The sequence below is a fragment of the Breznakiella homolactica genome (assembly GCF_016616095.2).
In the GTDB taxonomy this organism is placed as follows: domain Bacteria; phylum Spirochaetota; class Spirochaetia; order Treponematales; family Breznakiellaceae; genus Breznakiella; species Breznakiella homolactica.
This window is the reverse complement of record NZ_CP067089.2, coordinates 281254-305682: the sequence shown is the minus strand read 5'-3', so window position 1 is coordinate 305682 and position 24429 is coordinate 281254. Positions and strand designations below refer to the sequence as shown.

30 protein-coding genes and 1 riboswitch are annotated in these 24429 nt (G+C 47.1%); of the genes, 6 read left to right on the top strand and 24 right to left on the bottom strand.

The genetic code is table 11. The features are described 5' to 3' along the window. Positions 1-561, top strand: coding sequence for a YdeI/OmpD-associated family protein (locus JFL75_RS01505; protein WP_215624934.1), 561 nt, complete (start codon positions 1-3; stop codon positions 559-561). Between the two features lie 6 nt (positions 562-567). Here JFL75_RS01505 and JFL75_RS01500 read toward each other — a convergent pair whose 3' ends face one another. The 5 genes from JFL75_RS01500 to JFL75_RS01480 form a co-directional block, all read right to left on the bottom strand. Beyond that, positions 568-984 (bottom strand): nuclear transport factor 2 family protein, encoded by a 417-nt coding sequence (locus JFL75_RS01500; RefSeq protein ID WP_215624933.1) that lies wholly within the window; start codon positions 982-984, stop codon positions 568-570. A 104-nt stretch (positions 985-1088) separates the two neighbouring features. Further along, positions 1089-1367, bottom strand: coding sequence for a dihydrofolate reductase family protein (locus JFL75_RS01495; protein ID WP_215624932.1), 279 nt, complete (start codon positions 1365-1367; stop codon positions 1089-1091). Positions 1368-1369: 2 nt separating this feature from the next. Next, positions 1370-2767 carry a hypothetical protein gene (locus JFL75_RS01490; RefSeq protein WP_215624931.1) on the bottom strand — a complete coding sequence of 466 codons (1398 nt, stop codon included), beginning with the start codon at positions 2765-2767 and terminating at the stop codon, positions 1370-1372. A 151-nt stretch (positions 2768-2918) separates the two neighbouring features. Next, the gene (locus JFL75_RS01485) at positions 2919-3677 is read right to left on the bottom strand and encodes a GNAT family N-acetyltransferase (protein WP_215624930.1); all 759 of its coding nucleotides are present in this window, start codon (positions 3675-3677) and stop codon (positions 2919-2921) included. 86 nt (positions 3678-3763) lie between these two features. Beyond that, positions 3764-4714, bottom strand: a complete 951-nt coding sequence (locus JFL75_RS01480) for a helix-turn-helix transcriptional regulator (RefSeq protein ID WP_215624929.1) — start codon at positions 4712-4714, stop codon at positions 3764-3766. Positions 4715-4850: 136 nt separating this feature from the next. Between JFL75_RS01480 and JFL75_RS01475 the strand changes: the two genes are divergently transcribed. Continuing rightward, complete coding sequence (locus tag JFL75_RS01475) at positions 4851-5690, top strand: rhodanese-like domain-containing protein (protein WP_215624928.1); 840 nt, start codon at positions 4851-4853, stop codon at positions 5688-5690. Between the two features lie 10 nt (positions 5691-5700). Beyond that, the gene (locus JFL75_RS01470; RefSeq protein ID WP_215624927.1) at positions 5701-6264 is read left to right on the top strand and encodes a sugar O-acetyltransferase; all 564 of its coding nucleotides are present in this window, start codon (positions 5701-5703) and stop codon (positions 6262-6264) included. A gap of 547 nt (positions 6265-6811) precedes the next feature. Here JFL75_RS01470 and JFL75_RS01465 read toward each other — a convergent pair. From JFL75_RS01465 to JFL75_RS01385, 18 genes are all read right to left on the bottom strand, one after another. Beyond that, a complete protein-coding gene (locus JFL75_RS01465) occupies positions 6812-7312 on the bottom strand; it encodes an OB-fold putative lipoprotein (RefSeq protein ID WP_215624926.1) in 501 nt (166 codons plus the stop codon). 31 nt (positions 7313-7343) lie between these two features. After that, a complete protein-coding gene (locus tag JFL75_RS01460) occupies positions 7344-7631 on the bottom strand; it encodes a hypothetical protein (RefSeq protein ID WP_215624925.1) in 288 nt (95 codons plus the stop codon). Positions 7632-7711: 80 nt separating this feature from the next. Continuing rightward, entirely contained in the window at positions 7712-8458 is a 747-nt protein-coding gene (locus JFL75_RS01455; RefSeq protein ID WP_215624924.1) for an alpha/beta hydrolase, read from the bottom strand. A 215-nt stretch (positions 8459-8673) separates the two neighbouring features. Beyond that, on the bottom strand, positions 8674-9240 hold the full coding sequence (locus JFL75_RS01450) for a DUF2251 domain-containing protein (RefSeq protein ID WP_215624923.1): 567 nt from the start codon (positions 9238-9240) through the stop codon (positions 8674-8676). Between the two features lie 161 nt (positions 9241-9401). Next, positions 9402-9533: a hypothetical protein gene (locus JFL75_RS20850; protein WP_285291957.1), complete on the bottom strand. Its 132-nt coding sequence runs from the start codon at positions 9531-9533 to the stop codon at positions 9402-9404. 329 nt (positions 9534-9862) lie between these two features. Beyond that, positions 9863-10159, bottom strand: a complete 297-nt coding sequence (locus JFL75_RS01445; protein ID WP_215624922.1) for a DUF2695 domain-containing protein — start codon at positions 10157-10159, stop codon at positions 9863-9865. Beyond that, positions 10149-10601, bottom strand: a complete 453-nt coding sequence (locus JFL75_RS01440; protein ID WP_215624921.1) for a GNAT family N-acetyltransferase — start codon at positions 10599-10601, stop codon at positions 10149-10151. The genes JFL75_RS01445 and JFL75_RS01440 overlap by 11 nt, the downstream gene beginning before the upstream one ends. A 72-nt stretch (positions 10602-10673) precedes the next feature. Next, the gene (locus JFL75_RS01435; RefSeq protein ID WP_215624920.1) at positions 10674-11189 is read right to left on the bottom strand and encodes a hypothetical protein; all 516 of its coding nucleotides are present in this window, start codon (positions 11187-11189) and stop codon (positions 10674-10676) included. Between the two features lie 33 nt (positions 11190-11222). Then, positions 11223-12296: a tetratricopeptide repeat protein gene (locus tag JFL75_RS01430; RefSeq protein WP_215624919.1), complete on the bottom strand. Its 1074-nt coding sequence runs from the start codon at positions 12294-12296 to the stop codon at positions 11223-11225. A gap of 47 nt (positions 12297-12343) precedes the next feature. Further along, positions 12344-12523, bottom strand: a complete 180-nt coding sequence (locus JFL75_RS01425) for a type II toxin-antitoxin system RelE family toxin (protein WP_223292742.1) — start codon at positions 12521-12523, stop codon at positions 12344-12346. Between the two features lie 85 nt (positions 12524-12608). Continuing rightward, positions 12609-12842 (bottom strand): CopG family transcriptional regulator, encoded by a 234-nt coding sequence (locus JFL75_RS01420; RefSeq protein ID WP_215624917.1) that lies wholly within the window; start codon positions 12840-12842, stop codon positions 12609-12611. A 64-nt stretch (positions 12843-12906) separates the two neighbouring features. Beyond that, positions 12907-13668, bottom strand: a complete 762-nt coding sequence (locus JFL75_RS01415) for a class I SAM-dependent methyltransferase (protein ID WP_215624916.1) — start codon at positions 13666-13668, stop codon at positions 12907-12909. 48 nt (positions 13669-13716) lie between these two features. After that, positions 13717-14274, bottom strand: coding sequence for a hypothetical protein (locus tag JFL75_RS01410; RefSeq protein WP_215624915.1), 558 nt, complete (start codon positions 14272-14274; stop codon positions 13717-13719). A gap of 39 nt (positions 14275-14313) precedes the next feature. Then, on the bottom strand, positions 14314-15486 hold the full coding sequence (locus tag JFL75_RS01405) for a DUF6794 domain-containing protein (protein WP_215624914.1): 1173 nt from the start codon (positions 15484-15486) through the stop codon (positions 14314-14316). A 46-nt stretch (positions 15487-15532) separates the two neighbouring features. Beyond that, entirely contained in the window at positions 15533-15982 is a 450-nt protein-coding gene (locus JFL75_RS01400) for a membrane lipoprotein lipid attachment site-containing protein (protein ID WP_215624913.1), read from the bottom strand. A gap of 38 nt (positions 15983-16020) precedes the next feature. Beyond that, a complete protein-coding gene (locus tag JFL75_RS01395; RefSeq protein ID WP_215624912.1) occupies positions 16021-16557 on the bottom strand; it encodes a hypothetical protein in 537 nt (178 codons plus the stop codon). 189 nt (positions 16558-16746) lie between these two features. Continuing rightward, positions 16747-17259, bottom strand: coding sequence for a V4R domain-containing protein (locus JFL75_RS01390; RefSeq protein ID WP_215624911.1), 513 nt, complete (start codon positions 17257-17259; stop codon positions 16747-16749). A 13-nt stretch (positions 17260-17272) separates the two neighbouring features. Then, positions 17273-19957 (bottom strand): ATP-binding protein, encoded by a 2685-nt coding sequence (locus JFL75_RS01385; RefSeq protein ID WP_215624910.1) that lies wholly within the window; start codon positions 19955-19957, stop codon positions 17273-17275. A 458-nt stretch (positions 19958-20415) separates the two neighbouring features. On the opposite strand from JFL75_RS01385, the gene JFL75_RS01380 reads away from it, so the two are divergent. From JFL75_RS01380 to JFL75_RS01370, 3 genes are all read left to right on the top strand, one after another. Further along, complete coding sequence (locus JFL75_RS01380; protein WP_215624909.1) at positions 20416-20886, top strand: GNAT family N-acetyltransferase; 471 nt, start codon at positions 20416-20418, stop codon at positions 20884-20886. Positions 20887-20992: 106 nt separating this feature from the next. Beyond that, positions 20993-21733, top strand: a complete 741-nt coding sequence (locus JFL75_RS01375) for a MerR family transcriptional regulator (RefSeq protein ID WP_215624908.1) — start codon at positions 20993-20995, stop codon at positions 21731-21733. A 70-nt stretch (positions 21734-21803) separates the two neighbouring features. Beyond that, entirely contained in the window at positions 21804-23030 is a 1227-nt protein-coding gene (locus tag JFL75_RS01370; protein ID WP_215624907.1) for an MFS transporter, read from the top strand. Positions 23031-23319: 289 nt separating this feature from the next. On the opposite strand, the gene JFL75_RS01365 is transcribed toward JFL75_RS01370, so the two are convergent. Then, the gene (locus JFL75_RS01365) at positions 23320-24195 is read right to left on the bottom strand and encodes a cation diffusion facilitator family transporter (protein WP_215624906.1); all 876 of its coding nucleotides are present in this window, start codon (positions 24193-24195) and stop codon (positions 23320-23322) included. An 86-nt stretch (positions 24196-24281) separates the two neighbouring features. After that, positions 24282-24378, bottom strand: a riboswitch (NiCo riboswitch). Between the last annotated feature and the right edge of the window lie 51 nt (positions 24379-24429).

The window sequence follows — 24429 nt, the reverse complement described above, 5'->3', positions numbered from 1 at the left end:
ATGCCGGAACACTTACAATTTTCTTCCCGGGAAGAATTCAGGAATTGGCTTAAAGCCAACGGCACCACAAGCGGCGGGGTCTGGCTGGTTTTCGGGAAACCCGGCGGGCCGAAAACAGTAAAGCCGGACGAGGCCCTGGAGGAAGCCCTCTGCTTCGGGTGGATTGACGGCCAGATGCGGAGCCTTGATGATACGGCCTATATCAAATATTTCGCTTCGCGCAGGGAAAACAGCAAGTGGTCGGACAAGAACAAGGCCATTGCCGAAAGCCTTGAAAAACAGGGGCTCATGACCGATTACGGCAGGACGAAAATCGCGGAAGCGAAAAAGAACGGCCAGTGGAGTAAGCCAAAAGCCCCTCCCATTACGGAGGAGCAGATAGCGTTTTTATCCGGTTTGCTGAAAGATTACGAACCGGCGTATACCAATTTTACGGCCATGCCGCCGTCCGTCAAGAAGACATACACCAAGGCGTATCTGGACGCGAAAACCGAGACCGGCCGGACCAGCCGTTTAGCGTGGATAGTTGACCGGCTGAATAAGAACCTCAAGCCGATGTAGGCTGCTTTACGAATTGGCCAGCATCACCGCCAGGGAATCCATGTAGTCCCGCCAGCAGACTATTTTCCGATCCCTGATGGTGACAATGGAACAGAACCGGTTGTCATAGGCTTTGCCCGTACCGATGACGGTGCCGTGTACTTCGTATTCGAGAATAACAACGCCGCCTTCTTCCGCCTTGTACACCCGGAGGTTATCGGCGGAATGAAGTTCCATCGAGTAACCGGCGAACCAGTTCCGGTAGGCCTCCCGGCCTTCGAACCTGTTTGTAAATCCGGGAATATGGTACATAAAGTCAAAGACCGCATCCTCCGCCGCGGCCTCCCAAAACGACTCTCCGTCTACTTCACCCTTGAGTCCTTCCATAACAATGCTGAAAAACGGTTCCGTTCCTTTTTTGTAACCGGGATGAGTATTATCCATGGGCCCGCCTCCTGTTGGTTGATAATTAAATTATGCCATACCAACCCTGACAGCGTGGCGTCATATTTATGACAGGCCAATCGGTTTTTCCGGGCCGCTTTAGCTTACAGCGGTCCGTAGCGCAGCAGGGAGATCCCGCAGTCAAAGGGAACGGCTGCTTTCAGTTTCAAATCAAGTTTTTTGCCAAGGTCCCTGAAGATGGACTGCCCCTTACCTATGGCGGTCCGGTTGATGAACAAGTGGTATTCATCTATCAGCCCATGAGCGACGAGGGAAGCCACGAATGAAAAGCCGCCGAAAACAATGATGTCGCTGCCGTCTTCTTTCTTGAGCTTCGTCACCTCATGGGCAACATCACCTTTGGCCAGAACCGTATTGTCCATTGTTACCAGTACATTTCAAGCTTTAGATATATCCCTCGGATTTCATACAAGCTGTCTGCAGCGTTCGTACCTTTCTGTTTATACTTTATGACCGCGCCTTTCATATTCTCAAGCATATAATTCATGGCAAGGCCCTGATTGTGAACATACCCCACAACAAGCCTGCAGGTCGGAAGGAATTTTATACCGCCATAAATTTCATACCCATAATTATCCAAAAAATCAAAGGTATGATCATAACCATTATTGTCCTCTGTAATATAATCCGGATTTGTTTTCCACCTGACATCACCGATAGTTCCCGCAATGAATCCAGCACCAATAAAATACTTTTCATCAAAGGTGAGTTTACCATCCACCGATGCGCCGAACAGGGAAATCGGATCACGGTAAATATGATTGATATGGCTATAGGAAAAACCAAAATTTAAATCCGCGGATAATGGATTTCCGGTATAACGTATCCCTGTCCCCAATCCGGAACGGAAAGTTTCACGCATGTCTGTGGTAATATTACCCGGATAATTTCCCACGGAATTGGCAGAAACATCGGTATTTTTTTCATAATATGCAAAACCTAACCCGAGGGGTACGCTAAGTTCTCTGGAAATATCTATACCGAAGTTCGCAGAGACGGCGGCATTGTGCCCTGTATTAAAGCCTCCGGCGTTTAATATATAGATGCTTTCCGCAGAAAATTTTCCGAAAGGAAGCTCGAGGCCGGCCAAACTTGCGGATGCGACAATCATAGGAGCGTATTCTCCGGTTATATCATCACCATGCATTCTCCCCGCTTCAATATCATTATCGTACAGCTTCTGGACCGCTTGGTTTAACCGGTAATTCGTAGCAACCATAAATGAAAGATTCTGCGATCCTGGCATAAGATAATCTGCCTGCAGATCAAAATTAAAATTGGTGCTGGTTTCCATTTTTCCCGTAACCGATTCGATTTTATATCCCGATATATTCTGATATCCCTTGGCGGCGATATTATATCTCCCGGCTCTCACAAAAAGATCAATAGGCAGATCGAAGCTAAGGGCCTCAAAAACATTTATCTTTCCGTATATTGTGTCAACTGATATCTGAAAATCCTGTTTATCCACATATATTAACTGAAGCGGAACATAGGGAGCCCCGGGCCTGCTTTTCATCGTCGCATTAAAAAATATTTCAAAGGGAGAGACAGGTCTGTAATTTATGCCAAGATTGGATTCCATATAATAGCCGTTTTTTCTGTCAGTGAAGACACCGTCCGGCCCCCCCGGGACACTTTGATCATCATCAGCTATACCAAAAGTAGCTATTCCTGTGACATTGCCGGATATGCGTATATCCGCATTCAGATTGGTTATCACAAAAATAAAAATATACATGGATATGATTTTCTTTAGCATGATACGCCTTCTTTTTTAACTAAAACTTATTTTAAGTATATGTTTCTGATCCCGAAAATGCAAAAGCATGTTTTTTAACATAGAAAAAATTATGTAAAATAGTGTACGGTAATCCGGATTACAATATCTATGAATTTATTGACAACGGTCCTCACTTCTTCAAAATCCTCTGCAGATAAGCCGTATCAAGAAGCAAATTCACGGTTTCAAATTTGCCCTTATAAAACACCCCCCAGTTGTTAAAAACACAGGGCAGCGCCTTCGCCTTTTTCAAAGTATCCACTTTAATCAAATCCACTGGAATATTATTGTCCTCACAGTACTGCCGCACCGTTTCTACAGTAAATGGAATGTAGGGACACTGCAGGCCGTAATAAATCGTCAGCTTCTCATCTTTTATAGTCTGCTCTTTAGCGCGCTCCGAGAAACGAGGCGTTGTCCCGTCAAATGACAGGGCGAGTAGTTCGTAGCCGTCCCGGGTAGTATCCACGACTTTAAAACCATTTTTAACGGCAAAGGCCTTGTCGGAAAGCCAGTTTTTCTGTTTAACGGAACTGAGCATACATATACCGGATTTTTTCTTTTTCTTGGCATCCGCAATACAGTATTCCATCAATTGTTTTCCGTAGCCCTTGCCTTTAAAATCCCCCAAAACCCACAGGCAATAGAGGTAAATATAGTTATCCCCCATAACCGGGACCCAGGCCGTTTCAAGGGGCGAGTATTCGATAAAGACAGTAGCCCGGGCGTTTAGCTTTCTGAAAACATGGCCTTCCGCGAGCCTTTCGGATAACCATTTCTTTTTGGTTTCAACGCCCTGGGAGAACTTCTTACTGTTTATGGTACAGCACAAATGCTGCTCTGAAAGGTTTTCCAGGGTCAGATTAAGAAACTCCGGGCTATCCTTCATTTGATATTGCTCCTCTCACAATGTTTTATCATTTTTACTCTATTATATATAGTTTATCATTCTGCCTGACGCTTTCCAATAATACGTTAATCCAAATCAATATACTTTCTCGGCGACATCCGGTAGTACTCCCTGAAGGCCTTGTAGAAGTTGCTGCTGTTGGAGTAGCCCAGCATCAGGGCAATCTCCTCAACCGGCAGGGGCGTGCCTTTCAGGAGAATAACCGCCCGTTCCATGCGCTGTTCAAGCAGAATCCGGGAAAAGGATTTTCCCGTTTCCCGGGTCAGCAGGGTTGAGATATAGTTCGGGTGATAGTTAAACCGGCGGGAAATCTCCCGCAACGTTACGGTATCAAAGCGTTCCCCCACGTACTGCACAATCCGGTCCGAAAGCGCTTCCGGCTTGTGCGTCCGGTTAGCCAACGTATACTGGCGGGCCACCTGCATGAGGAACGAGAGTACCAGGGGTTTAAGCACCTCCTGGGTGTCCTCCTGTTTGTACGCGTATTCGGTCACCGCCATTTCCAGCAGCGGCCGGATGGTGTTGTCATCCTCAATCTTAAAGTGGATAAACTCATCGGAAAAACTTTTGGCGGTCGGGTCAAGGAAAAAACGGAACAGCCGGGAATTGGCGGAGAGCATGGGCAGGAAGGAGCGGAAGAAAGTCTCCTTCCGTATTAACACCCCGATAATAATGGTCTCCTGGTTGTCGTGGACGCAGAGCGCGTGTCCGGCCAGGGGCTGCCCCGCGTAGAGTTCCCCTTCGCGGATGGTAATCCGGTTGTCGTGTCTGTAGCTCAGGGAATCGTACTGCCCTTTGTAGGTATAGTTGAAATAAAAGAAATCGTGCCGGTGGAACAGCTCCTGGGCCCCGCCGCTCTTATGGACGCAGACAAGTATGGCCTCGTCCGGGCCGCCGGGCCAGCGGTACATCTTCTCATTCCCCCGGCTTCCGGGAATATCGTGGTATGTCCAGTCCAGCTCTGAAAACCGCCGCTGCAGCAGTTTAAGGGCGGCGGGCAATTGGCATCTGCCCATGCTTTTTCCTCCCGCGGCGCCAGGCGCGCCGGTAACAGGATACCAGCTAAGATGAGAATTTGCCATATTCGTTATTAAGATTTAGCGCTGTTTTTTCCGCGGCGTAATCCTATCTTTACTTCATGGAGATTAAATTATGAACATAAAACTGATATGGATGACGGCGCTGTTGGGTGTGATGGTATACGGCGCCGGGTGCAGCAGTTCGGAAAACAGCGCGGGAGTTTCCAATACGACCCCGCCATCGGGTCACGGGTTTCCGGAAGCGCCGGATAACAGTGCCATAACTACCCTAAATGATTTGGGGGCCTTACCGCCGGAAGCCGCCCTGGAGTATATGAAGGCAGCGGAAAACCTGGTCATCGTTGATGTCGCCTCCAGGGCCAACTACGGCCGGATTCACTTTGAGGGCGCCGTCAATATTCCTATTGAGGATTTGGACACCCTGGGAGAAAACGCTATGTATATGGATATTCCCGGCGGGCGTCCGGTTATCCTGCACTGCCGGCGGGGGGTGATTGTTCCCGGCGCGTATACCAGGCTGAAGGAGCTGCGGCCGGATATCCCGGAAATCTCCTACATCGCGGGAACGCCGCTGTTCGAACAATACAACGAATGGCTGGCGGACAGGCAAAACGGCAACCAACAGCGCCTTCTGGGAGGGCAAAGCCCGGCGGACGCCCTTGAGTATATGAAAAACACTCCAAACCTGGTAATCGTGGAAGTAAATAACCCGGAATGGAAAATGGGCACCGGTTTTACCGGGTCTATTCATATTCCCTATACGGAGATGGCGGAACGCCACACCGAGATTCCTCAAGACCGGCCGGTGCTGCTCTATTGCGGCGGCGGTATTGTGTCGGTGGAAGCCTACGGGATTTTGCGGGAGAAGCGGCCGGACATTCCCGAACTATCCTATGTTTCAAGCCGCCCGCTCGTCAGCCTATACAACGAATGGCTTGCCGCCTGGCAATAAGGAGACAGCCATGACGGAACTTGAGAAATCGGTAAAAGGCCTGGAGTATTGTTTCTTTGATGACGGTCTTGCGGAAGCCAAGCAGCAGGCCCTCAAGGGCTGCGGGAAGTTTAACGCCATTGACCCGTCGGACTACCCGGCCCAGCGAGCGGCGATTAAAGAATTGTTTGGCTCCACCGGGGAAAACGTGTATATCCAGCCCAGCTTTAACTGTGACAACGGAAAGAACATCCATGTGGGCGAGGATTTCCTTACCAACTACAATGTCACCATTCTGGATATCGCCCGGGTAACCATCGGCGACTACTGCATGATTGGTCCCAATACCCTGATTTCCACCGTGGGCCATCCCCTTTCACCCAAGGGCCGCCGGGCAAAGATGGCCCAGGCAAAACCGGTGACCATCGGGGACAATGTGTGGATCGGCGGCAGCTGCACTATCCTTCCCGGCGTTACCATCGGGAATAACGTAGTTGTCGCGGCGGGAGCTGTGGTAACAAAGGATGTACCGGACAACTCTGTCGCCGCGGGGGTTCCGGCTAAAGTTATCAAGCGGCTGGAACCGGAAGAATAGCAAGAATGCCTTTTGTCTTTTCTCCCGCGGTTTCACCGCCGCCGCAGTGTATCCTCGCGCGGAATGCTGCCTATCATCCCGGAGACCAGTCTACCCTATTTCCGGGAGGCCTGTCATATAACGGCAATTATTATTCCCGCCTTATAAAATTACGGCGGGAATTCCGATTGTATTAATTTGTCAGGCAAATAATTTGCCTGACAAATCTGAATCTAAGGAGTATAAAAACATACCAACACCGCGTTTCCCGGCCGCGGTCTCCCCTTTCACGGCCGGGTGGTACGTTTCGGGTACGGTACGGGTCTCTTGCGGGTGGGGAGAAAATAGGGGTCGGGAGTGGAGTTTTCTTTTGGAAAACTCCTAAGCAGAATCTAAAACTTTAGATTCTGCAGGGGTACATTTTTTTAATTGCGGTTATTGGAAATCCGAGAGGCGGGATGGTATCGTTGAACCATGAGAACCGGGCCGGTCTGCCGCCGCACTGCCGGGAGGATTCTTGGTTTTTAAAAAAGGAGGATGGAGAAAGTATCAGCTGAAAGGCAAGGTTCTATTCGGAGGCTAATACATCTAGTATTTTGCTATGCCGCAATTGTATTCGGTTCCATTCCGGGATGTATTCAGAAAACTGTCCTTGTAAAATAATTGTATACCCGTTACGCAATGGAATTGTTTTTCCATTTACTGCCGTCTCATGAACTTCTATGTCATCAAAATAGCATAGGATATGCGGTTTATTAAAATCATACTGCCCGTTTTCATCAAGTGAATCACTGAAAACGATATAAGACGCGTCCCGCAGCGGTTTATGGTCTTTTGGGAAACCCCGTTCCGCTATTATCCCCGTAATTTCAATTAATTTATTTTTATACTTTTGAGAAGCCGCATCTGAGTTATTTACAAATTCCGCTGTTAAACTATACGGATCGGTATGGATAACTTCCCTGTTTTTATTGTCACAGCTCAGAAGCAAAAATACGCTTATAAAAGCCACTACCCATTTTTTCATATAGCTTCTTTTTTTTCCTTGCTTTTCATAATCATGGGGCATACAAATCTATTTAGTTGTTCTGAAATAATTTTTATACTAATGTTTCAACTTTACTTGCAAGTTTTAAAAATTCTTCACCCCACCCATTTTCTATTGATATTTCCTGCAGGCTTCCTGTCGGAAGTAATAAATATAATAATTTTTCTTTATCTATTTCTTTATTTCTATTAATTGCTTTAATTGATTCAGTTATAAAATCTTTTACTTCAGAAACAGTCTGATGGGCATAAACTGAATCATTGGACTGATTTAATAAAATCAGCATTTTTTCCAATGTATTTTTTAATTCGTAATATCTTTCAGAAAATATTTTTATCATCTAAGTCTCCAAAAATTTAATTATTATATATTTTCTATTCTTACTCAATAATTTTTTTCCTATGATTTTTAACCAATCATTTATAGTATTTTACTTAAATCATGGTCGGCTTTTTCAATTATCCTGTATTCATGGGGAATATGCAGTGAGTCCAAATATAAATGCATTATCTCATTATCGCAAAAAAGCACATCCGCTGACCCGACATGCATTTTTATCCGCAATGTACCGTTGATTTTTTCTTTATTGGTATTGACCAGATTCAATATCCCATCTTCTTTAAAATATTGTTCTTCGTTCAGTTTATTATACAGTTCAGCCGCCTTGCTTGGCGGCTGTCCGACACCCTGGTAATCTTTATGAAAATAAAGATGGTACGTGCCGGCATACGCGGTTACCGAACCAAAGAATCCGGGATATTTTACGGCGTAATAAAACGCCATTCCGCCGCCCATGGAAAAACCTGAAATAGACCTGTTGGCCGGATTTTTATCAGCCCTGTATTCATTTTCAATAAACGGGATAAATTCATTTATGATTATTTCCTCAACAGGTATATTCTCATTATCTTCAATTTGCGGTGAATTATTGGGGAAAACAGTTATGGCCTGATTATTTTTGTAGGCATTATGTAGTGTCCATATATCGCTTGATTCATTATCTTCCCATCCGTGCAGGTGGTAATGTACGGGGTACGTTGTTTCATCATTTTCATAACCGGAGGGTAAAAATATATTATAACCGAGTTCATGATTGAGAATTTCACTATAGAATGTTTTATGAATTACATTCCGGGGCAGTTCTTTTGGAGGATTGATATATTCCATTTACTTCTTCTCCTTACTTTTTCACATACCGTTCCGGGTGTATCAGACGTTTGTACGGCCGCCGCTGTCCAATGTTTAACTCTTACTTATTTTTCCATCAATATAAATTCTTATTAGTTTTGGGCATTCTTTGACGAGAGATACAAGCGGGAAGATTTTGATAACGCTCCTTTTGTAATTGTATCCGCATGAAAATATTCCTTTGGGTATTTCTATTATTCCATATTAATTATACTTTCATAATTTTCTTCATCCCAAGAATGTCCATTGGAAGACCATATCGAATCTATATCATGCGGGGGAAAGCCTGTTCGGCAATAAGCTTTTTTATTTTCGAAATCTATTACAGCATGAGGATAATTATTTATAAACAGAATGGATTTTAGACCGTCTTTTGACCATGTTATGATTACTTCCGATGGTATATTTCGATCTAAAACATCCTTAACATTATATATATGCAGAGCATCTTGAATTGGCATTTCATAATTTGTATCGATTGCGTAAAAATATCCTGTCTCTGTATCATCTTCAAAGGCAACATTATAATTATTAAATTTTGTCGAGTTCGAAGTTATAAATGTATCATGTCCAATTTTTATTATTTCTTTCATTCCAATAATATTTGTTTCCGTACCTTCGATATTTATAGGCGAATTATTAAGCTCTTTAGCTCTGCACGCTATAAAACTAAAAATAATGATAATAAACAATGTAAGATAAATAAACGGTTTTTTTTCAGTTTCTTTATCTCTCACTCTCAATGTAGTTTTTATCCTCATAGTATCATACAATTTACGGAGTTTATTTCTCATGCAGTTTGAAGTTCTCAATTCCGCCTAACTGCTATCAGACGATAACCGCCGTTTTCTCCGCCATATATCCCGGTTCGCCCCCTACTCCCGCAGGTTTTCGATAGCTTTCTTACTCAGCCCCGTGAGCTTCATATCAGCTTAATATCCAGCCCCTCGGCCAGCGCGGCCTTGGCAATCTCCATCTTCTCTTCCTTTTTCCCGGCCTTCTCCCCCTGTTCCAGACCCACCTTGCGGCCCTCCTCCAGAGCATCCTTGAGCATCTTTTCCTGTAGATCCAGTTGCTGAATCTCAAACTTTAGTTGAGATTCAGCTTAGGAGTTTCCCGAAGGGGAAACTCCACTGGTCCTTGGTGAGCTTTATTCCGAAAGCCCGGTTTAATACCGTATTTTGAAAGTGTTTAGCCGTTTAAGCCGGAGCAAAACTCCGGGGTATTAAACCGGGCGGTATAATAAATTTCCTTGCGGACGAGCCTCCGTCTCTGCGGAGGCTCATTTCCATGAAAAAAGTATATCACAAGCTCATGAGATTGCAAAGGAAAGCGGAAAATCAAAGAGTATCCGGCGGGACTTCCCGCCGCGCCTTATCCGCTTTAATTTTCAAACAATTCTTCAGCATTACCGAGTATTTCGCAGTCACAATACCCGCCTTGTTCCGCCAGCCACGTCAAAACACGTTCCGTGTCGGCGCCGCCCTTCTCCAGGTATTCTCTTGTCAGTGTATTGGTATGGCCGCATTCCCGTTCCGATAAGGTTTCATCAAGATAATCAAACAGTCCCTTAAACTCCGCCTCGGCCATGGGCAGGCTATCATGGAATTGTTTTCGTGATTCCGTTTTTATATCTTCGAGGATCTTCTTTCTTCTCAGTTTCTCTTCGTTATTTGGCATGTAAGTCCATTTTTAAATAAATCATGTCCCGTAATTGTTTCCCGTTTTCAAACATCTCATGGTCGCAATTATCTATGAAAAAATCCTTTACGGTGTGGGAATAGGTAAATCCGAATCTTTTATAAAACGACAGTATTCCCTCATCATCTCCCGTGCCGACCAGCAGCTGCTTTCCCTTGTTCTTATATTGTTCGATGATAAAGTTTATCATGGAACTTCCGTAGCCATTGCCCTGGTACTGCTCGTATGTGGCGATATTCTTTAGCTCAAAGACGTCTTCCGCCTCTTTGGTCACCACAGCCACGGTTTTGAGATCGTCATCATAGAGGACGAATAATTCGCCTCTGCCGAGGTATTTTTTTATCATGCTTTCCTGCTCATCGGCCAGGAGCAGTAAATCCATAAAGTCTTCTTTGTTTTCACTGATTGTCTTTATTTCCATATTTTCTCCGGCCTGATTATTGGCAATTCTGTAATCATTGTCAAGTTCGAGAAAGCGCCGTTTTTATCAGTTTTATTCTTTTACCGTTAAAGGCAGTCCATAAAACCACCAATACCCGTTTTTTTCATATTTTTCTATGGATGCCTGATTAACTATCCACTTATCATTTTTCGGAATGGCTTTAAATCGTTTATCCAGACTGTCGATACGTTCTTTGTATTTTTCTATCTTATTACCCGCCGTATTTCTCAGTATTATTTCTATTGCTGTTCTGCATGACAAATCATTCGTATATTCATAGGAAATACCACAGCAGTTTTGATAATCCAATCCGGTCCGTATCTGTCCGTTATGTTCACATTGGGAATTCTCAGTACTTGTAATTAATATTTCATACTTCTCAAGTACGTATAAAAATCCTTTTTCCAGTAAGTTCAATTGGAAGGAATCACTCCATGTCCTGAATTTCTCTTCCAGCAAAATGAGTTCTTCATTTGCTAATGGTAAATCCGGGATTCCGGCATGCCACAGTTCTTTGGCTTTTTCTTTCCGCAGGGCGTATAATTTTACCCTTTCTTCTCTATTCATATTGAGACCGTATCATTTTTCGGATAAATACCGTCACGGTATATCCTGTACTATCGTTATTTCCCAGGGAGTAACATTATACACAACACCGGGAAGGAACTCGTAGGACTCAAAAAAGACCTGGCCGCTTCTTATGGTTTCCCGGTAGGTTTGTTCAATTTCGGTTTCGGATACACGGCGGGAGCCGGTCATTATCAGGCCGCTTCTGTCGGGGGCTTTTATTTCGTATCGTCCCGGCAGTATGATCAGCTCCCGGTCTTTGAGGGATCTTCGCAGGGCGTTATCTTTTCTTCCGGTATCGTTGAAGATTCTTTGGTTTATTTCGAGGTTGGCCGGGGTATCCGTATCGCGGATCACCAGGACGTAGGAGTTTGCTCCCCGGGCCTTAACGGAGGCCGCGCTCATGATTTCCCAGGGCCGCTCCCGGTCGTCGATTTCATCGTAGTGGTAGCTTGATTTGCCGACGGCGGTATCAAAGTCTTCCGCGGCTTTTTCGTAGTCCCCGGCGCGGTAATAAAAAACACCCCGGTAGTAATAGCTGTAATCAATGTCCGGATACGGTCCGCTGAAGTTATCTATTGAATTTTTCTCGATGTACTCGGTCATTTCCCGGATGGCGGAAGCGTAGTCCTGCTGTTCGCCGTATATCCGGCAGCTGGCCAGAACATACAGCATTTGGAGGTTGGCGCCAATCCAATTGGTGAATTGCGGGTTCTCTTTAACGGCCCTGGCATTGTCAACATCGGCGCGGGCTTTTTCCAAATCCCCTTCGTGTTTCCACGCCATGGCCCTTGCCGAATACCATCTGACCAGATACTGTCCATGCGATCCTTCCGGCGCCGTAAGGCTTTTTATATATTCTATGGCGTCGGTGTAGTTATCAACGGCGTCCAGCCATTCCCGGTTTTCGTAATGGGTATTTCCCTCGCCCGCCCGGGCGGCGGCCTGCTGAAGCGAGGTGATTTTCGGTTTCGCGCTCCGGCTTGACGTACCTGCCGTGGTTCTCCCGTCGGGGGACTGTGAAGCCGTTCCCGTGCCGGCGCAGCTTGTTAATACGGCGGCAAAAACCAATACCTGGAATAACGTACTTCCAACACTATTTTTCATAAAGCCTACCCCCATACAGCGGTTACCGAATACCGCGGTTTCCGCTTTTACGTATACGCGTCTTTTCTGTTTTCTATATCAATGATAAATACAATGACTTTTGTTTCTTCTATTTTATAGAATAATCTGTAATCGCCGATTCTGAACCGGAATATATCGTTATAGTTTCCTTTTAACCGTTTTATATTGGGTCCGAAATACGGGTTCCGCCGTAATAGCGGATACACATAATCTGTTATTTTAGCGTATAAAGAACGGTACTTAGCCGAGCTGATTTTCTTTTGGAAGGTTTCGGTTTCCGCTATTTTATAATCAGCCAACTATTTTATACCGCCCTTTTTCAATATCGGACAGTCCCTTCTTCAAATCTCTTTCATTATATAATATTTCCGCCATTTCATTATCATCAGCAATGCTGTCAGTTAAAATATAATTCATAGCGGCATATTCCATAAAATTTGAAATGGTCCGTTTATCTCCATCAGCGGCTTTTTTGAGTATCTCATATACGGTATCATCAACTCTGACCGTTATTGTCTTTGCCATATCGGCTTCTCCATGCTTCAATAGTATTCATTATTATTCTATTTGTCAATTTTTAAATAGTGGCTTAAACGTTCCCGACGTAACTTTGAATAATATTCGGCATGGTAAAAATACCATTAACACTGTATTTGCTGAATAGCTTCTTTAATTCTGATATATAGGATTCATAGTTCGGTTCTCCCCTTTTGGGAGCGTAGGATGACGATAAATTCCGCCCTATGAGTCCGTCCTCGTCCAACAGATAATCATTGGGAAATGTTTTAATGTCCACAAGGCCGTCCTTAAAAAAGCCGGCGTGGTTATCAGAAACGATACCTCTGTCCCCGCCGGAAGAACTATTAAAATCGGGGCAGTATTTCCGGTTTATCTCATCCCCTGCCGCCACCGGTTCCGCGTCCAGGACTCTGCAGTTCCAGACAAGGACGGCCTTGCCGGTATCTTTGAGAATCCTTCTGCATTCTGCCTTAAAACGGTCTTCGTCAAACCAATGAAAAGCCTGCGCAGCGGTTATAAAATCAACGCTTTTATCCGGTATACCGGTCTGTTCCGCCGGCGCGTTTATAAATTGACAGTTTTTATATTCCGAGAGAAACTCGCGCGCGGCGGTGAGCATATCGCTATTCGGCTCTACGCAGATAACAGTATTGCCTCGTTCAAGCAGAAGTTTGGAAAATATACCCGTCCCGGCGCCTATGTCCGCGACAATACTGTCCCGGTTAAACCCAATTTCATTGTATAAATAGTCGATAAATTCCTTGCTGTATGTGGGACGGTATTTAGCGTAATTTTCAGCCATGCCGTTAAATTTTGCTGTATTGTCTGTCATATAGTTTCCTTTAGGTATCTTGTCCGCAAAAAATACATATAGATGTCCTTAATCTAAGGGCCAATATTCATTTTTTTCTACTTTTATGGTCATACTTTTTACATTTTTTTCAACTTCAGTATAAAACCCCATTGGATCTTCAGTATAAGTAATATCATAGGTAATATATTCGCGGAAAGAATATTTTAATCCTGTTATTTCGATAATCTGCTTTTTCCAATTTAATGAAAGATATTCTTCCGGTATCTCCATAAATAATGGAATATATACTGTCTGTTTATTTCTGATTTCAATCATTCTGGGATTATGGAATAAGGCGGAACTATACCAGTGATTTCCATCACTTGATTCACTGGGCTTCACAAAGTTCAGCCAGTTTAACAAATCTATTTTTAAACAGCCATTTCTTTCTTCAACGCTGCCTATTGAATAGGGGGTTAAGACAAAGACTGGTTCCTCATTACGATTATATATCCGCACTTCGATATAAACATAATTTCCCGCTTGTTTTGCCGAAGAAATGCCCATATCTAAATTAGCTTGAGCGCACGCGTTTGCCGTTAATATTATGATATTGCTGAGCATAAAGAGATGAATTTTTTTCATATTTCCCCTGCTACGCCTAACCTTTGATATGCGCAGAGTCTATCGTTCATGTATCAATTCTTCAATTGACTTATCTATATGATTTAAATAGTAATGATATCCGATTATTATTAATTGGGACATATCGTCCGGGTGCCGTAATCCATTGTCAAATAATAGTTTTGTAATTCTATGGTTAGTTTGCCGTATCCAATTATTCCGGATCCACATTCCCAATCCCATATGATATTCTATCAGATCATTAACGGTCGATTTCTTTATATCATCTTTTGTTTCATTATTAAGCAGAGCGTCTAGAGCTAAGTAGCAGTCATAAAGTGTTAACGGTATATCAAGCCTTTCATAATCGCTTGTATATAATGTTACTTTTTCCTCATCTTGTGCTAACGCGCCGTCTATTAAATAGCGCACCATGCTTATGGTTATATAGTATTCATCATCAATAATTACTACTGTATTATTTGTAAATGGAGGATTTAACTCCAGCTCTTCGGAAATATAATCTATAATAATGTTAGTTTGATTTTCATATATGATTTTTATTTTTCCAATATTGGGGCCTATTATTTCAACAGTATTTCCATTAACTTTTGTTTCGGATTCAAGCGCGCTGAAAATATTTACTAAGTTAACAAATGAACTTAAATAGTTGAGACCCTGGACAGGCGGTCCAAAAATGTTTTTATATACTGATCCTGTGATTTGTGTATCATTCAAATACGCTTTTATGTTCAATTCAGGTAAATCATGTCTCTCATAATCGCGGGTATACAACGTTACTTTTTTATCGTTCTCTACAGTATATCCGGAAACAATATATCGCACCAAATTAATTCTTATATAAAATTCATCATCTATAATTATTATTGAGTTTCTTGTACTGGGAAAAGGAGAAGGTCTTGGGTTAAATACTATAGCATCCGGCCCATCATAGGTAATAACAAAGTTTCCAAGTTTCTGACTGTTTATTTTGATTGTATTCCCATCAATTACTGCTTCAGCTCCGAGCAAATCAAAGATATTGACTAAACCAACATACGCGTTTGAATAATTGTCATAGATATTAGATTTTGTTCCGTTATCATATACAGGTCCCGCTATTTCAACATCATTTAAATACGCTTTTATATCTAATTTATGGGGCTGGTTATTTTGCGCATAGCCGTTCTGAGCTAAACATATACAAAGAATTATAAAAGCATACTGTCTCATGATTCCTCTGCTGATTTAGGGATAATCTTTTTTTTATTAGCGGATATTATTGTTTAATAATAATATTATCCTCAATAGGCTCGGTTTTGGTTTGTCCGTTGCTAAATAATTGATAATTAACACCATGATTGTCAAAATACTCATTTCTATCAACAATTAGCCCATCCAGAGTTAAACCTTCTTTGGATAAATGCGTAGTGGTATTATAATTTGCATTTTCATCTCCAATGACATAAGCAAATAAAGTCTCATCATATCTAACTATATTCAGATAGAACTCCTTATAATTATTCACATAGATTTGCCCAATGGAATCTGTTTCACCGAATAGTATTAAACTAATTATTTCTTCCTCAAATTCGTTGAAAATTATAATTCGCTTATCATTATCGTAATCCATTACATGGAATGTATACTTCTCCGTTTCTTGGCTTTTATGATCAGTACATCCGGAAAGAACCACAATCATTAATGTTATAAATATTAATTTTTTCATCTCTTTACCCATTTTTTCCCAAATACAACTCTTGCTATTTAATCCGGTTTTTCATCGGACAGATTGCAGGCTTTCATTTTTGGATTATTATTGAAATAATCTGACCATTCAATTATTTTTTCCTTTGAGTGTTCAGTATTATCCCATCCTAATCCATAATACATTTCCCGTATTATTTCTTTATCATATACCTTTTTCAAACGGAAATTGTGAACGAAATTTACACTTATTACAACTTTAATATAGCTATATTTCTTGCGGGGCTTTCCTATTACAACAATACGGCCATGTCCGGGGTCCCAGTGATATGGAAAGCAGTATACTTTTGCTCCCGGCACAAAATGCTTTGACCCGTGTTTTATTTCTTTATCAGGTCCAAATTCATGCTGGTCTATAATGTTTCCAACGAGGCAATAGATCCATTCAATGGTATCTATATCTGTTGTAATCAGCGATCGAAAATGGCTGTCTACGTTCTTTATCACAGATTTGATATAGTTATCAGGGATATCATTATCGACCAATATTTTTTCTTCGAGTCCGCTGTATATTATTCTGATTATTTTCTCATCCATACAGAATCCGGACGCCATCCACCGTTTTCCCCGCTGTATCCCCGCTCACCCCTACTCCCGCAGGTTTTCTATTGCTTTCTTATTCAGCCCCGGTCATTTTGAGATTTATTACCATGAAAAAAGTATACCACAGGCGACGGAGATTGCAAAGAAAAGGTAAAACCTGGGCACCGATTTTAACTGGTTGTCTTATTTAGGCGTAATGTCAAACCGGCAGGTCGTGGCGCCGGTTCCCCAGCAGCTGATTTCAACGGCCCGCATAGGCCGCTTGAGATAGAGGGTAAAGATGCCGGCTATAAAGCCTTCATCGTAAAAGCATACCGTATCGCCGGTGACGGGAAGCCCCGAGCAATCCAGATCTTCGTCCACCGTGAGGGTAAACTCCAGCGCGCCCAGATCAATCTTTTCTATATTAAGGATGCCGATTTTCAGCTCAAGCAGCGTAGTCTTGAGATGGGCGACGAAGGCCTCCGCCTCCAAAGTCAGGTCCAGCATATTCCGGGCCAGGGCCTGGCCGGCCCGGTATCCGGCGCCGCGGAGAATATCCTCCGCCTCAGCTACCGAGGTCCGCCCGGCGATTTCATCCTTGATGGTGTACTGTAAAAGCCGATAAACCGCCACGGGCATTTCGGGCCCCAGGGTCTGGCGGCCCTTCTCAAGATTGCCCAGGCGTTCCCAGTCAAAGGTTATGTTTTTTTCCATATCGTTCCCCATGTTATTCCGCGGCGGCGTTTTCCTCTATCCGCCGGGTGTATTCCCGGAAGAACTCCGTATAGTGAGCCCGGGCCGCTTTAAAATCATTGTTTTCCAAATCGGCCTTGACCGCTTTTAAGGCCATGTCCAAATCCATATCCAGGGAGTATCCCGCGGTGTGGGCAATCTGCGCCATAGCATCTTCCGCGTCACTGTCCTCCAGGGCGCGCCCGAGTTTTTCGAGGCAGCCGTGCAAATATTGTGGGACTCCCAGGGGCAGCTCCCGGAGGTTTCCGCCCTGAGCCACCGGGACGATTACCGTGAGCTTCTGCTCCAGCATATACATATTGCCCATGAGGCTGAAAAAGTCTTCGTGGACATAGTCGATGTTCCCGCTCTGGGCCGCCGCCGACAGCTGGCGGGAACGGGCGGCGCAGTCCCGGGCGCCGATGCCGTACAGAGTGCTCTGCAGGGACATGATATCGTCAGCAAAAACGGTCCAATTCTGGTTTGCCACCTCGTCCTTTAACGCGGGCACCAGGGTACTTAAAACACCGGAGGCATCTTTCATCCGTTGAACGTAGGTGTCAAAATCACCGTTCAGCTCGCTCATAACATCGGAGGAGTACAGGCCGAAATGGTCCATGGCGCTGATCAGGTCGTTCTGGGACATGACCACCGGCGGCGAATCGGCGCCTGCCCTGTCGGCCTTTTCAACGCGCGCCGCGGCGACAATCTTGTCGGCGGGCAGCCACCGGGTGAGGGCGCTCTCCAGATCGGAAAGCTCAATGGGCTTTGAGAGACAATCGTTCATACCGCTTTCGAGGTAAAGGTTCTTCATGTTGTTCACCACATTGGCGGTGAGCGCCAGAATAGGCGTTTCGCTGTTGGGACCGCCGCCCCGGCGGATCTCTCTGGTCGTTTCGATGCCGTCTTTGCCCGGCATCATGTGGTCCATGAATATGATATCGAATTTCTGGAGCTGGCAGAGTTCAAGGGCCTGGTAGCCGTCCTCGGCGCAGATAACCTGCGCCTGAAAGCTGCCGAGCATTTCACTGCTGACGATTCGGTTTATCTCATTGTCATCCACCACCAGGAGGATGGTATCCCGCACGGCCAGCTCGTCGGCGGATGATTTTACGCTGACCGCCGGTTCGGCCTGCCGGCCTGCCTGGTTGAGAAAGGACGCCAGGCTGAATACGAACAGCGGCGTGTAGAGAACGGTCTCATGGGTGCCGGGCATGGATATGGCGTGGCGGATATCCTTGAGGATGGCGAAGCGGCACTCCGGCATCTGCCCGCGCAGGCTCCGGACCACATCGCCCTGGACGGTGTCGCTGAAAATGCAGTGGGTATACGCCTCAAGTCCGCCGGGAATATCGTGGCTTGCCCGGGCGGCGCCCTTGACGCCCAGACTCTCCAGCATGGACACAATGTAGGCGCTTCTCGGCCCGGCCCCAATCAGGAGAACATTTTTCTCCCAGGGATCGTTTACATAGGCGATGGGTTCACCGTTGACAATTTTCTGGGGAAGCCGGACGGTAAAGATACTGCCCTCGCCGAACACGCTCTGCACATCAATCTCGCCGCCCATGGTAACCGCCAGCTGCCGGGCGATGGAAAGGCCCAGGCCCGTTCCCAGGATGCTGCGGTTGGCCTGGAGGTTTACCCGGGAAAACGCCTCAAACAGGGACGGCATATCCTCGGCCTGGATGCCGATGCCGCTGTCGGCCACGGAGCAGATCAGAACAACGCTGTCGGCCTTGCGTTCCACATCAAAGGAAAGCCGGACAAATCCCTTGTGGGTGTATTTGACGGCGTTGGTCAGGATGTTGGTCAGTATTTGTTTAATCCGGAATTCATCCCCGTAGAGTACGCTGGGCAGGTTGGGCGCGATGTCCACCGTGAGCAGGAGCCCCTTGTCCTCGGCCTTCACGTTGATAACATTGCAGAGGCTGGCCACCAGTTCCTTTATCTCGTAGGCTTCTTCAATAAAATCAATGCGGTTGGCGGTGATCTTGGAGAAGTCCAGAATATCGTTGACAATTCCCAGGAGGGTGTTTGACGCGCTGATGACATTATCCACATAGTTCCGCTGGACGGAATCCAGCTCGGTTAGGGAAAGCAGTTCGGAGAGACCCTTGACCGCGTTCATGGGGGTCCGGATTTCGTGGGACATGGTAGCCAGAAATTCCGATTTGGCCTTGTCCGCGTCCTCCGCCCGTTTTATCGCGGAGGAAAGGTCGTGGATATCGGTGAAGGAAATGATTAACCCGTCGCAGACGCCGGTATCGTCATAGAGGGGGATGTGGTCAATCCGGTAGCGGCGCAGGTCGCCGCCCTCCCGGAAGGCGCATTCCATCTCAAGGGTGGTGACCTCATTTTTCCGCATGGTCTCAAAGAGCATTCCCTTGAGGTCCCGGCCTGAGATTACGCCGAAATAGTTTTCGTCATCGCTGTACGGGCATTTCCCGATGAGCGGGGAAGCGTCTTGTAATCCTATCATCCTGAGGTAGCTTTCGGTGCATAAGACCACATTGAGATCGGCGTCCATCACCAGGGCGATGTCCGGCAGGGCTTTCAGCAGATATCCTATGTATTTATCCCGCCGCTGCTGTTCCGAAACAGCGGCACGCGGTTCCGGCGACGGCGTTTGCCTGTCCGCTACTTTGTCCTGAGCTTCCACAATACTACTCTCCCCACTCATACTCCACCGTTTGGTGAAATGCACAGTGCTGTAGCCGTTAATAAACACACTTTCTTTAATACTATTTCTGTTATTAATTACTATGGCTTTTTAAATAGGATATTGGCGGTATTCAACTATAAAGACAGAATATGCCTCTATAGTACACGGGAAAAAGCGGTTGCGCAAGCTGATTGATGAACCGTACGGTCTAAATGGTCCGAAAGCGCACCAGTGCCGGTTGTAAGATACTCCATATAAGCAGCACATCCGGGCAAGGGCTGCTATATCCGGATCCTCCAGGAAAACCCTGTGTTTTTCTGGAGGGCTTAAAAACGATAATTTTCCCGGCAGCCAGATTATTTTACCGATAGCGGATTGTCCCAGGTTATGCTATAGTCAAACCAAGCAGTACCGCGAAAGGCGGCATGCTTAAAAAAGCAGAACTCCAAAACTCAAACTATTTTTAGCGGAATTCCATGACTATACAAACACAGCGATGTACCATCCGCGATTTTGAACCTGGCGATATTCCCCGCTTTATGGAGTACCGCAACGACGCGCATTGGATGCGGTATCAAGGCTATAAAGGAAAAACAAAAGAGGAGTATGAACAGGATTTACTGGGAGACTCCTCACTTGTTCGAGGTACACAATTCGCCATCATCCACACCACCACCGGACTACTCATCGGTGATATATACCTCAAACAGGATGACTCTCTGTATTGGATTGGGTATACCATTCATCCGGCATTTGCCCGCAGAGGTTACGCCGCGGAGTCGGTTACGGCCATCATGGCTTGGATAGCCGCCCGGGTCGGGTCGATCATAAAAGCCGGGGTACTGCCGGAAAACACCACATCCATCAAACTGCTGGAGAAGCTTCGTTTTTCCTTTGCGGGAAAAGAGGATGGCGAACTGATTTACGTGTTTGACACCGGCGGATAAATGGCCTCGCTGTTCGCTTGTTCTGAAGTCTATCCGGCGGTATACTGCTATCAGAGTTATTAATGTAAAAAACATACACGGCTTTGCGCCGCAGGAGCGCGAAAACATGAAAACATTCCGCACAGCGGAAATCGCCGCCATGGCCGGCATACACCCGAATACGGTCCGGTTTTATGAGGAACAGGGGCTTCTGCCGCCCGTCCCCCGGATGGATAACGGCTATCGAATCTTCTCGGAGACCCATCTGCTTCAGCTGCGGCTCATCCGGCGGGCGTTCAAAGCGGAAATCCTGAACAGCAATCTGCGGGACGAGGCCGTTGCCATTGTAAAGACGGCGGCCGCGGGGAACCCCGACGACGCGGTACACAAAACAACCCAATACCAGGCGCATATCCGCGGAGAAATCGCCAATGCCCGGGAGGCGGTCCGGATTACCGGAGAGCTTTTGACCGGGGAACACGGGAGCGGGAAAGACACCCCGCCCCTGGGCAGAAGGGAAGCCGCGGCGCTGATCGGCGTGACCATGGAGGTCCTGAGGGACTGGGAGCGCAACGGCCTTGTTTCCGTACTCCGGAAGGGGAACCGCAGGCAGTACGGCACCGAAGAAACAAACCGGCTGCTGATCATATCGGTTCTACGGAACGCCGGGTATTCCCAGATGGCCATCCGCCGTATGCTGGTTCAGGTCACACAGGGGGAAACCGATCTGCTCCTGGCCCTCAATACGCCGGAAGAAACGGAAGACATCATCTCGGTGGCCGACCGCTACATCACCTCCCTTTCCGGCGCGCTGGAGGACACCAACGGAATGCTCCGGATCCTCGGCAGCATGAAACAGAAAAAATAACCCTCCAGTACACCACCACTTCGCGTTTTTTGGGTAAATTCGTTTCCCTAAGAGAAAGCGAGGTATAATAATGGAAAACACAGAACCCATAACACCGCCGGCCGGGTGGCGGCGGAACACAATAGCCTTCCTGGTCAGCCAGTGCATTACACTGTTCGGCTCAACCCTGGTACAGATGACCATTGTATGGTACGCGACACTGGAAACGGCCTCCGGTATGTGGCTCGCCGCGTTTACGGTCTGCTCGTATCTCCCCCAGTTTCTGATTTCCTTTGTGGGCGGCGTCTGGGCGGACCGGCATAACCGGAAAAAGCTGATTATCGCCGCGGACGGGGTAATTGCCCTGGCCACCCTGGCCATGATAATAGCCATACCCCGCATCACCGCGGAGCCGGCCCTGCTGGGGGGTCTTCTGATCATGTCGGTCATCCGCTCCCTGGGCGCGGGGGTCCAGACCCCGGCGGTCAACGCGGTAATCCCCCGGCTTGTACCGGAGGAGCAGCTCATGCGCTACAACGGTATCAACGCGGCGATGCAGTCCCTGGTCCAGTTCGCCGCCCCCGCCGCCGCGGGGGTCATCCTCAGCTTCAGCACCCTGGGGGGAGCGCTGCTGATTGATGTTGTGACGGCAGTACTCGGCATCGGGCTTCTCTCCTGCGTGCTCATTCCCAGGCAGGAAGCCCCCGGGGAAAGTATCTCGGTCTTTGCCGACATGAAGCTCGGTGTCAGGTACGCCTTTTCCCACCGGTTCATCGGCAGGCTGCTGGTTGTCTACGGCCTATTTATCTTCCTGTGTGTTCCCGCGGGCTTCCTTGCCCAGCTGCTGGTGGTCCGGGTCTACGGCGATACCTACTGGTACCTCACCGCGGTGGAGCTGGTCGGCTTTGCGGGGATGATGGCCGGGGGACTTATCATGGGGTCCTGGGGCGGGTTTAAGAACCGGGTCACGACCCTGGTACTGGGGCTTGCCGCCTTTGGCGTACTGGCTGTAGGCATGGGGCTTTCCAGGAGTTTCATCCTCTACCTCGCGCTGATGGCGCTGTACGGAATTGCCCTGACCATGGTGCAGACGGCAGCCACAACCCTCATCCAGGAACAAACCGAACCGTCCATGCAGGGCCGGGTGTTTGGACTCCTGGGCTCCATGTACTCCGGCTTCCTGCCGGTGGGAATGGCGGTATTCGGCACCATGGCGGACGCGCTTCCTCTGCCATGGATTATGATCGCCTCCGGCGCCGCGCTGATCCTTGTGGCGGTTGTCTGCCGGATGGATAGAGGTTTTACGGAAGCGGCCTGAAGCGGTTTCCGCCGGTTGTACGGGGGCTCTCCGCCCCCTTCTGTTTTTTCGCCGGTATCAACCACAGGGCAATTCTCTGGCCCCTCTCCGGAAAACCTCATCCATGAGTTTAAGCCGCCAAGAAAATCAACAGATTGGGGGCGTACTGGATTTCGTCAATAAAAAGAGACGGCGGTGGATTCTTGAAAAAAGAACCGGCCTTCTCCACCGCCGGCCGGAGCAGGATAAGGCCCGGAAAATCAAAGGCCAAGAAAGAATACAGCCGCAGATGGCCATTATTGCACCGGGATTACTGCGGGTTTACGTGAACCATACAGTGCTTCACATTGCCGAACCGGCTTTCAATGGCATCGTGGACGGCATGGGCAATACCGTGGCCGTCGGCAAGCGGAATACTGCCGTCCACCCTGATTTCCACATCCACATAGATTTTATCCCCGAATAACCGGGTCCGCAGCAGGTCGATACCCCGCACATTATCCTGGGCCAGGATAACCCCGCGGATCTCTTCCGCGGTTTCTTCATCGCAGGCTTTGTCGGTCATCTTGTTAATGGCGTCCATAAAAATAGTCCCGGCGGCCTTTACGATGAATACGCATATCACAATACACGCAACCGCATCCAGCACTGGAAAGCCCATCCGGGCGCCCAGAATCCCAACGAAGCTGCCCACCGAGGACAGTGCGTCGCTGCGGTGATGCCAGGCATCCGCCATGAGGGCTCCGGAATTGATTTTCTTCGCCGCCGCACGGGTGTACCAATACATGGCCTCTTTTACGGCGATGGATACGATGGCGGCGACCAGCGCCAGAAGGCCGGGGACGGCCAGGGTTTCATAGCGGCCCGCGATGATGGACTGCACCCCGCCGTACCCGATACCGATACCCGTGACACAGAGGAACACGGCGAGGATGATTGCGGCCACGCTTTCAAAGCGTTCATGTCCGTAGGGATGTTCCTTGTCGGCGTCCTTGCCCGCCGCTTTTACGCCGATCATGACGATAAACGTGCTGAGCACATCCGAGAGGGAATGCACCGCGTCGGACAGCATCGCGGCGGATTGTCCTATGATGCCCGCCGCCAGCTTGAAGGCGGACAGCAGCACATTCCCGATGACAGTATGCCAGGATACCCGGATAGCGATTTTTTCGTTAGCCTTTTCCATAATAGAACCCTCCACATAGTATGTAAGATGGCTCTTTGGCAGCTGTGTATCTTCCTGTAAATAGAAAAGCACACCCACGGGGCTACTCCTGTCCCGCAGATGTGCATGACGCTAAAATCTGCTGCCGCGTTTGCGGCCCGGCTCCAAAGCTGGTGTGCTTTTGGCCTGTTCAGTTTGTACTGGTGATGCCGCTCCATCGCGGAAGCGTGATACAGTGCAAAGAGATGTTTATAA

Excerpts from the sequence above, each read along its gene's own strand:
- JFL75_RS20850 (WP_285291957.1), bottom strand. The coding sequence starts at position 9,533 with ATGCTCAAGGATGCTCTGGAGGAGGGCCGCAAGGTGGGTCTGGAACAG.
- JFL75_RS01485 (WP_215624930.1), bottom strand. The coding sequence starts at position 3,677 with ATGAAGGATAGCCCGGAGTTTCTTAATCTGACCCTGGAAAACCTTTCA.
- JFL75_RS01480 (WP_215624929.1), bottom strand. The coding sequence starts at position 4,714 with ATGGGCAGATGCCAATTGCCCGCCGCCCTTAAACTGCTGCAGCGGCGG.
- JFL75_RS01455 (WP_215624924.1), bottom strand. The coding sequence starts at position 8,458 with ATGGAATATATCAATCCTCCAAAAGAACTGCCCCGGAATGTAATTCAT.
- JFL75_RS01450 (WP_215624923.1), bottom strand. The coding sequence starts at position 9,240 with ATGAGGATAAAAACTACATTGAGAGTGAGAGATAAAGAAACTGAAAAA.
- JFL75_RS01470 (WP_215624927.1), top strand. The coding sequence starts at position 5,701 with ATGACGGAACTTGAGAAATCGGTAAAAGGCCTGGAGTATTGTTTCTTT.
- JFL75_RS01465 (WP_215624926.1), bottom strand. The coding sequence starts at position 7,312 with ATGCCCCATGATTATGAAAAGCAAGGAAAAAAAAGAAGCTATATGAAA.
- JFL75_RS01390 (WP_215624911.1), bottom strand. The coding sequence starts at position 17,259 with ATGGAAAAAAACATAACCTTTGACTGGGAACGCCTGGGCAATCTTGAG.
- JFL75_RS01370 (WP_215624907.1), top strand. The coding sequence starts at position 21,804 with ATGGAAAACACAGAACCCATAACACCGCCGGCCGGGTGGCGGCGGAAC.
- JFL75_RS01445 (WP_215624922.1), bottom strand. The coding sequence starts at position 10,159 with ATGCCAAATAACGAAGAGAAACTGAGAAGAAAGAAGATCCTCGAAGAT.
- JFL75_RS01375 (WP_215624908.1), top strand. The coding sequence starts at position 20,993 with ATGAAAACATTCCGCACAGCGGAAATCGCCGCCATGGCCGGCATACAC.
- JFL75_RS01490 (WP_215624931.1), bottom strand. The coding sequence starts at position 2,767 with ATGCTAAAGAAAATCATATCCATGTATATTTTTATTTTTGTGATAACC.
- JFL75_RS01430 (WP_215624919.1), bottom strand. The coding sequence starts at position 12,296 with ATGAAAAATAGTGTTGGAAGTACGTTATTCCAGGTATTGGTTTTTGCC.
- JFL75_RS01385 (WP_215624910.1), bottom strand. The coding sequence starts at position 19,957 with ATGAGTGGGGAGAGTAGTATTGTGGAAGCTCAGGACAAAGTAGCGGAC.
- JFL75_RS01410 (WP_215624915.1), bottom strand. The coding sequence starts at position 14,274 with ATGAAAAAAATTCATCTCTTTATGCTCAGCAATATCATAATATTAACG.
- JFL75_RS01400 (WP_215624913.1), bottom strand. The coding sequence starts at position 15,982 with ATGAAAAAATTAATATTTATAACATTAATGATTGTGGTTCTTTCCGGA.
- JFL75_RS01395 (WP_215624912.1), bottom strand. The coding sequence starts at position 16,557 with ATGGATGAGAAAATAATCAGAATAATATACAGCGGACTCGAAGAAAAA.
- JFL75_RS01500 (WP_215624933.1), bottom strand. The coding sequence starts at position 984 with ATGGATAATACTCATCCCGGTTACAAAAAAGGAACGGAACCGTTTTTC.
- JFL75_RS01405 (WP_215624914.1), bottom strand. The coding sequence starts at position 15,486 with ATGAGACAGTATGCTTTTATAATTCTTTGTATATGTTTAGCTCAGAAC.
- JFL75_RS01475 (WP_215624928.1), top strand. The coding sequence starts at position 4,851 with ATGAACATAAAACTGATATGGATGACGGCGCTGTTGGGTGTGATGGTA.
- JFL75_RS01495 (WP_215624932.1), bottom strand. The coding sequence starts at position 1,367 with ATGGACAATACGGTTCTGGCCAAAGGTGATGTTGCCCATGAGGTGACG.
- JFL75_RS01460 (WP_215624925.1), bottom strand. The coding sequence starts at position 7,631 with ATGATAAAAATATTTTCTGAAAGATATTACGAATTAAAAAATACATTG.
- JFL75_RS01435 (WP_215624920.1), bottom strand. The coding sequence starts at position 11,189 with ATGAATAGAGAAGAAAGGGTAAAATTATACGCCCTGCGGAAAGAAAAA.
- JFL75_RS01380 (WP_215624909.1), top strand. The coding sequence starts at position 20,416 with ATGACTATACAAACACAGCGATGTACCATCCGCGATTTTGAACCTGGC.
- JFL75_RS01365 (WP_215624906.1), bottom strand. The coding sequence starts at position 24,195 with ATGGAAAAGGCTAACGAAAAAATCGCTATCCGGGTATCCTGGCATACT.
- JFL75_RS01420 (WP_215624917.1), bottom strand. The coding sequence starts at position 12,842 with ATGGCAAAGACAATAACGGTCAGAGTTGATGATACCGTATATGAGATA.
- JFL75_RS01505 (WP_215624934.1), top strand. The coding sequence starts at position 1 with ATGCCGGAACACTTACAATTTTCTTCCCGGGAAGAATTCAGGAATTGG.
- JFL75_RS01440 (WP_215624921.1), bottom strand. The coding sequence starts at position 10,601 with ATGGAAATAAAGACAATCAGTGAAAACAAAGAAGACTTTATGGATTTA.
- JFL75_RS01415 (WP_215624916.1), bottom strand. The coding sequence starts at position 13,668 with ATGACAGACAATACAGCAAAATTTAACGGCATGGCTGAAAATTACGCT.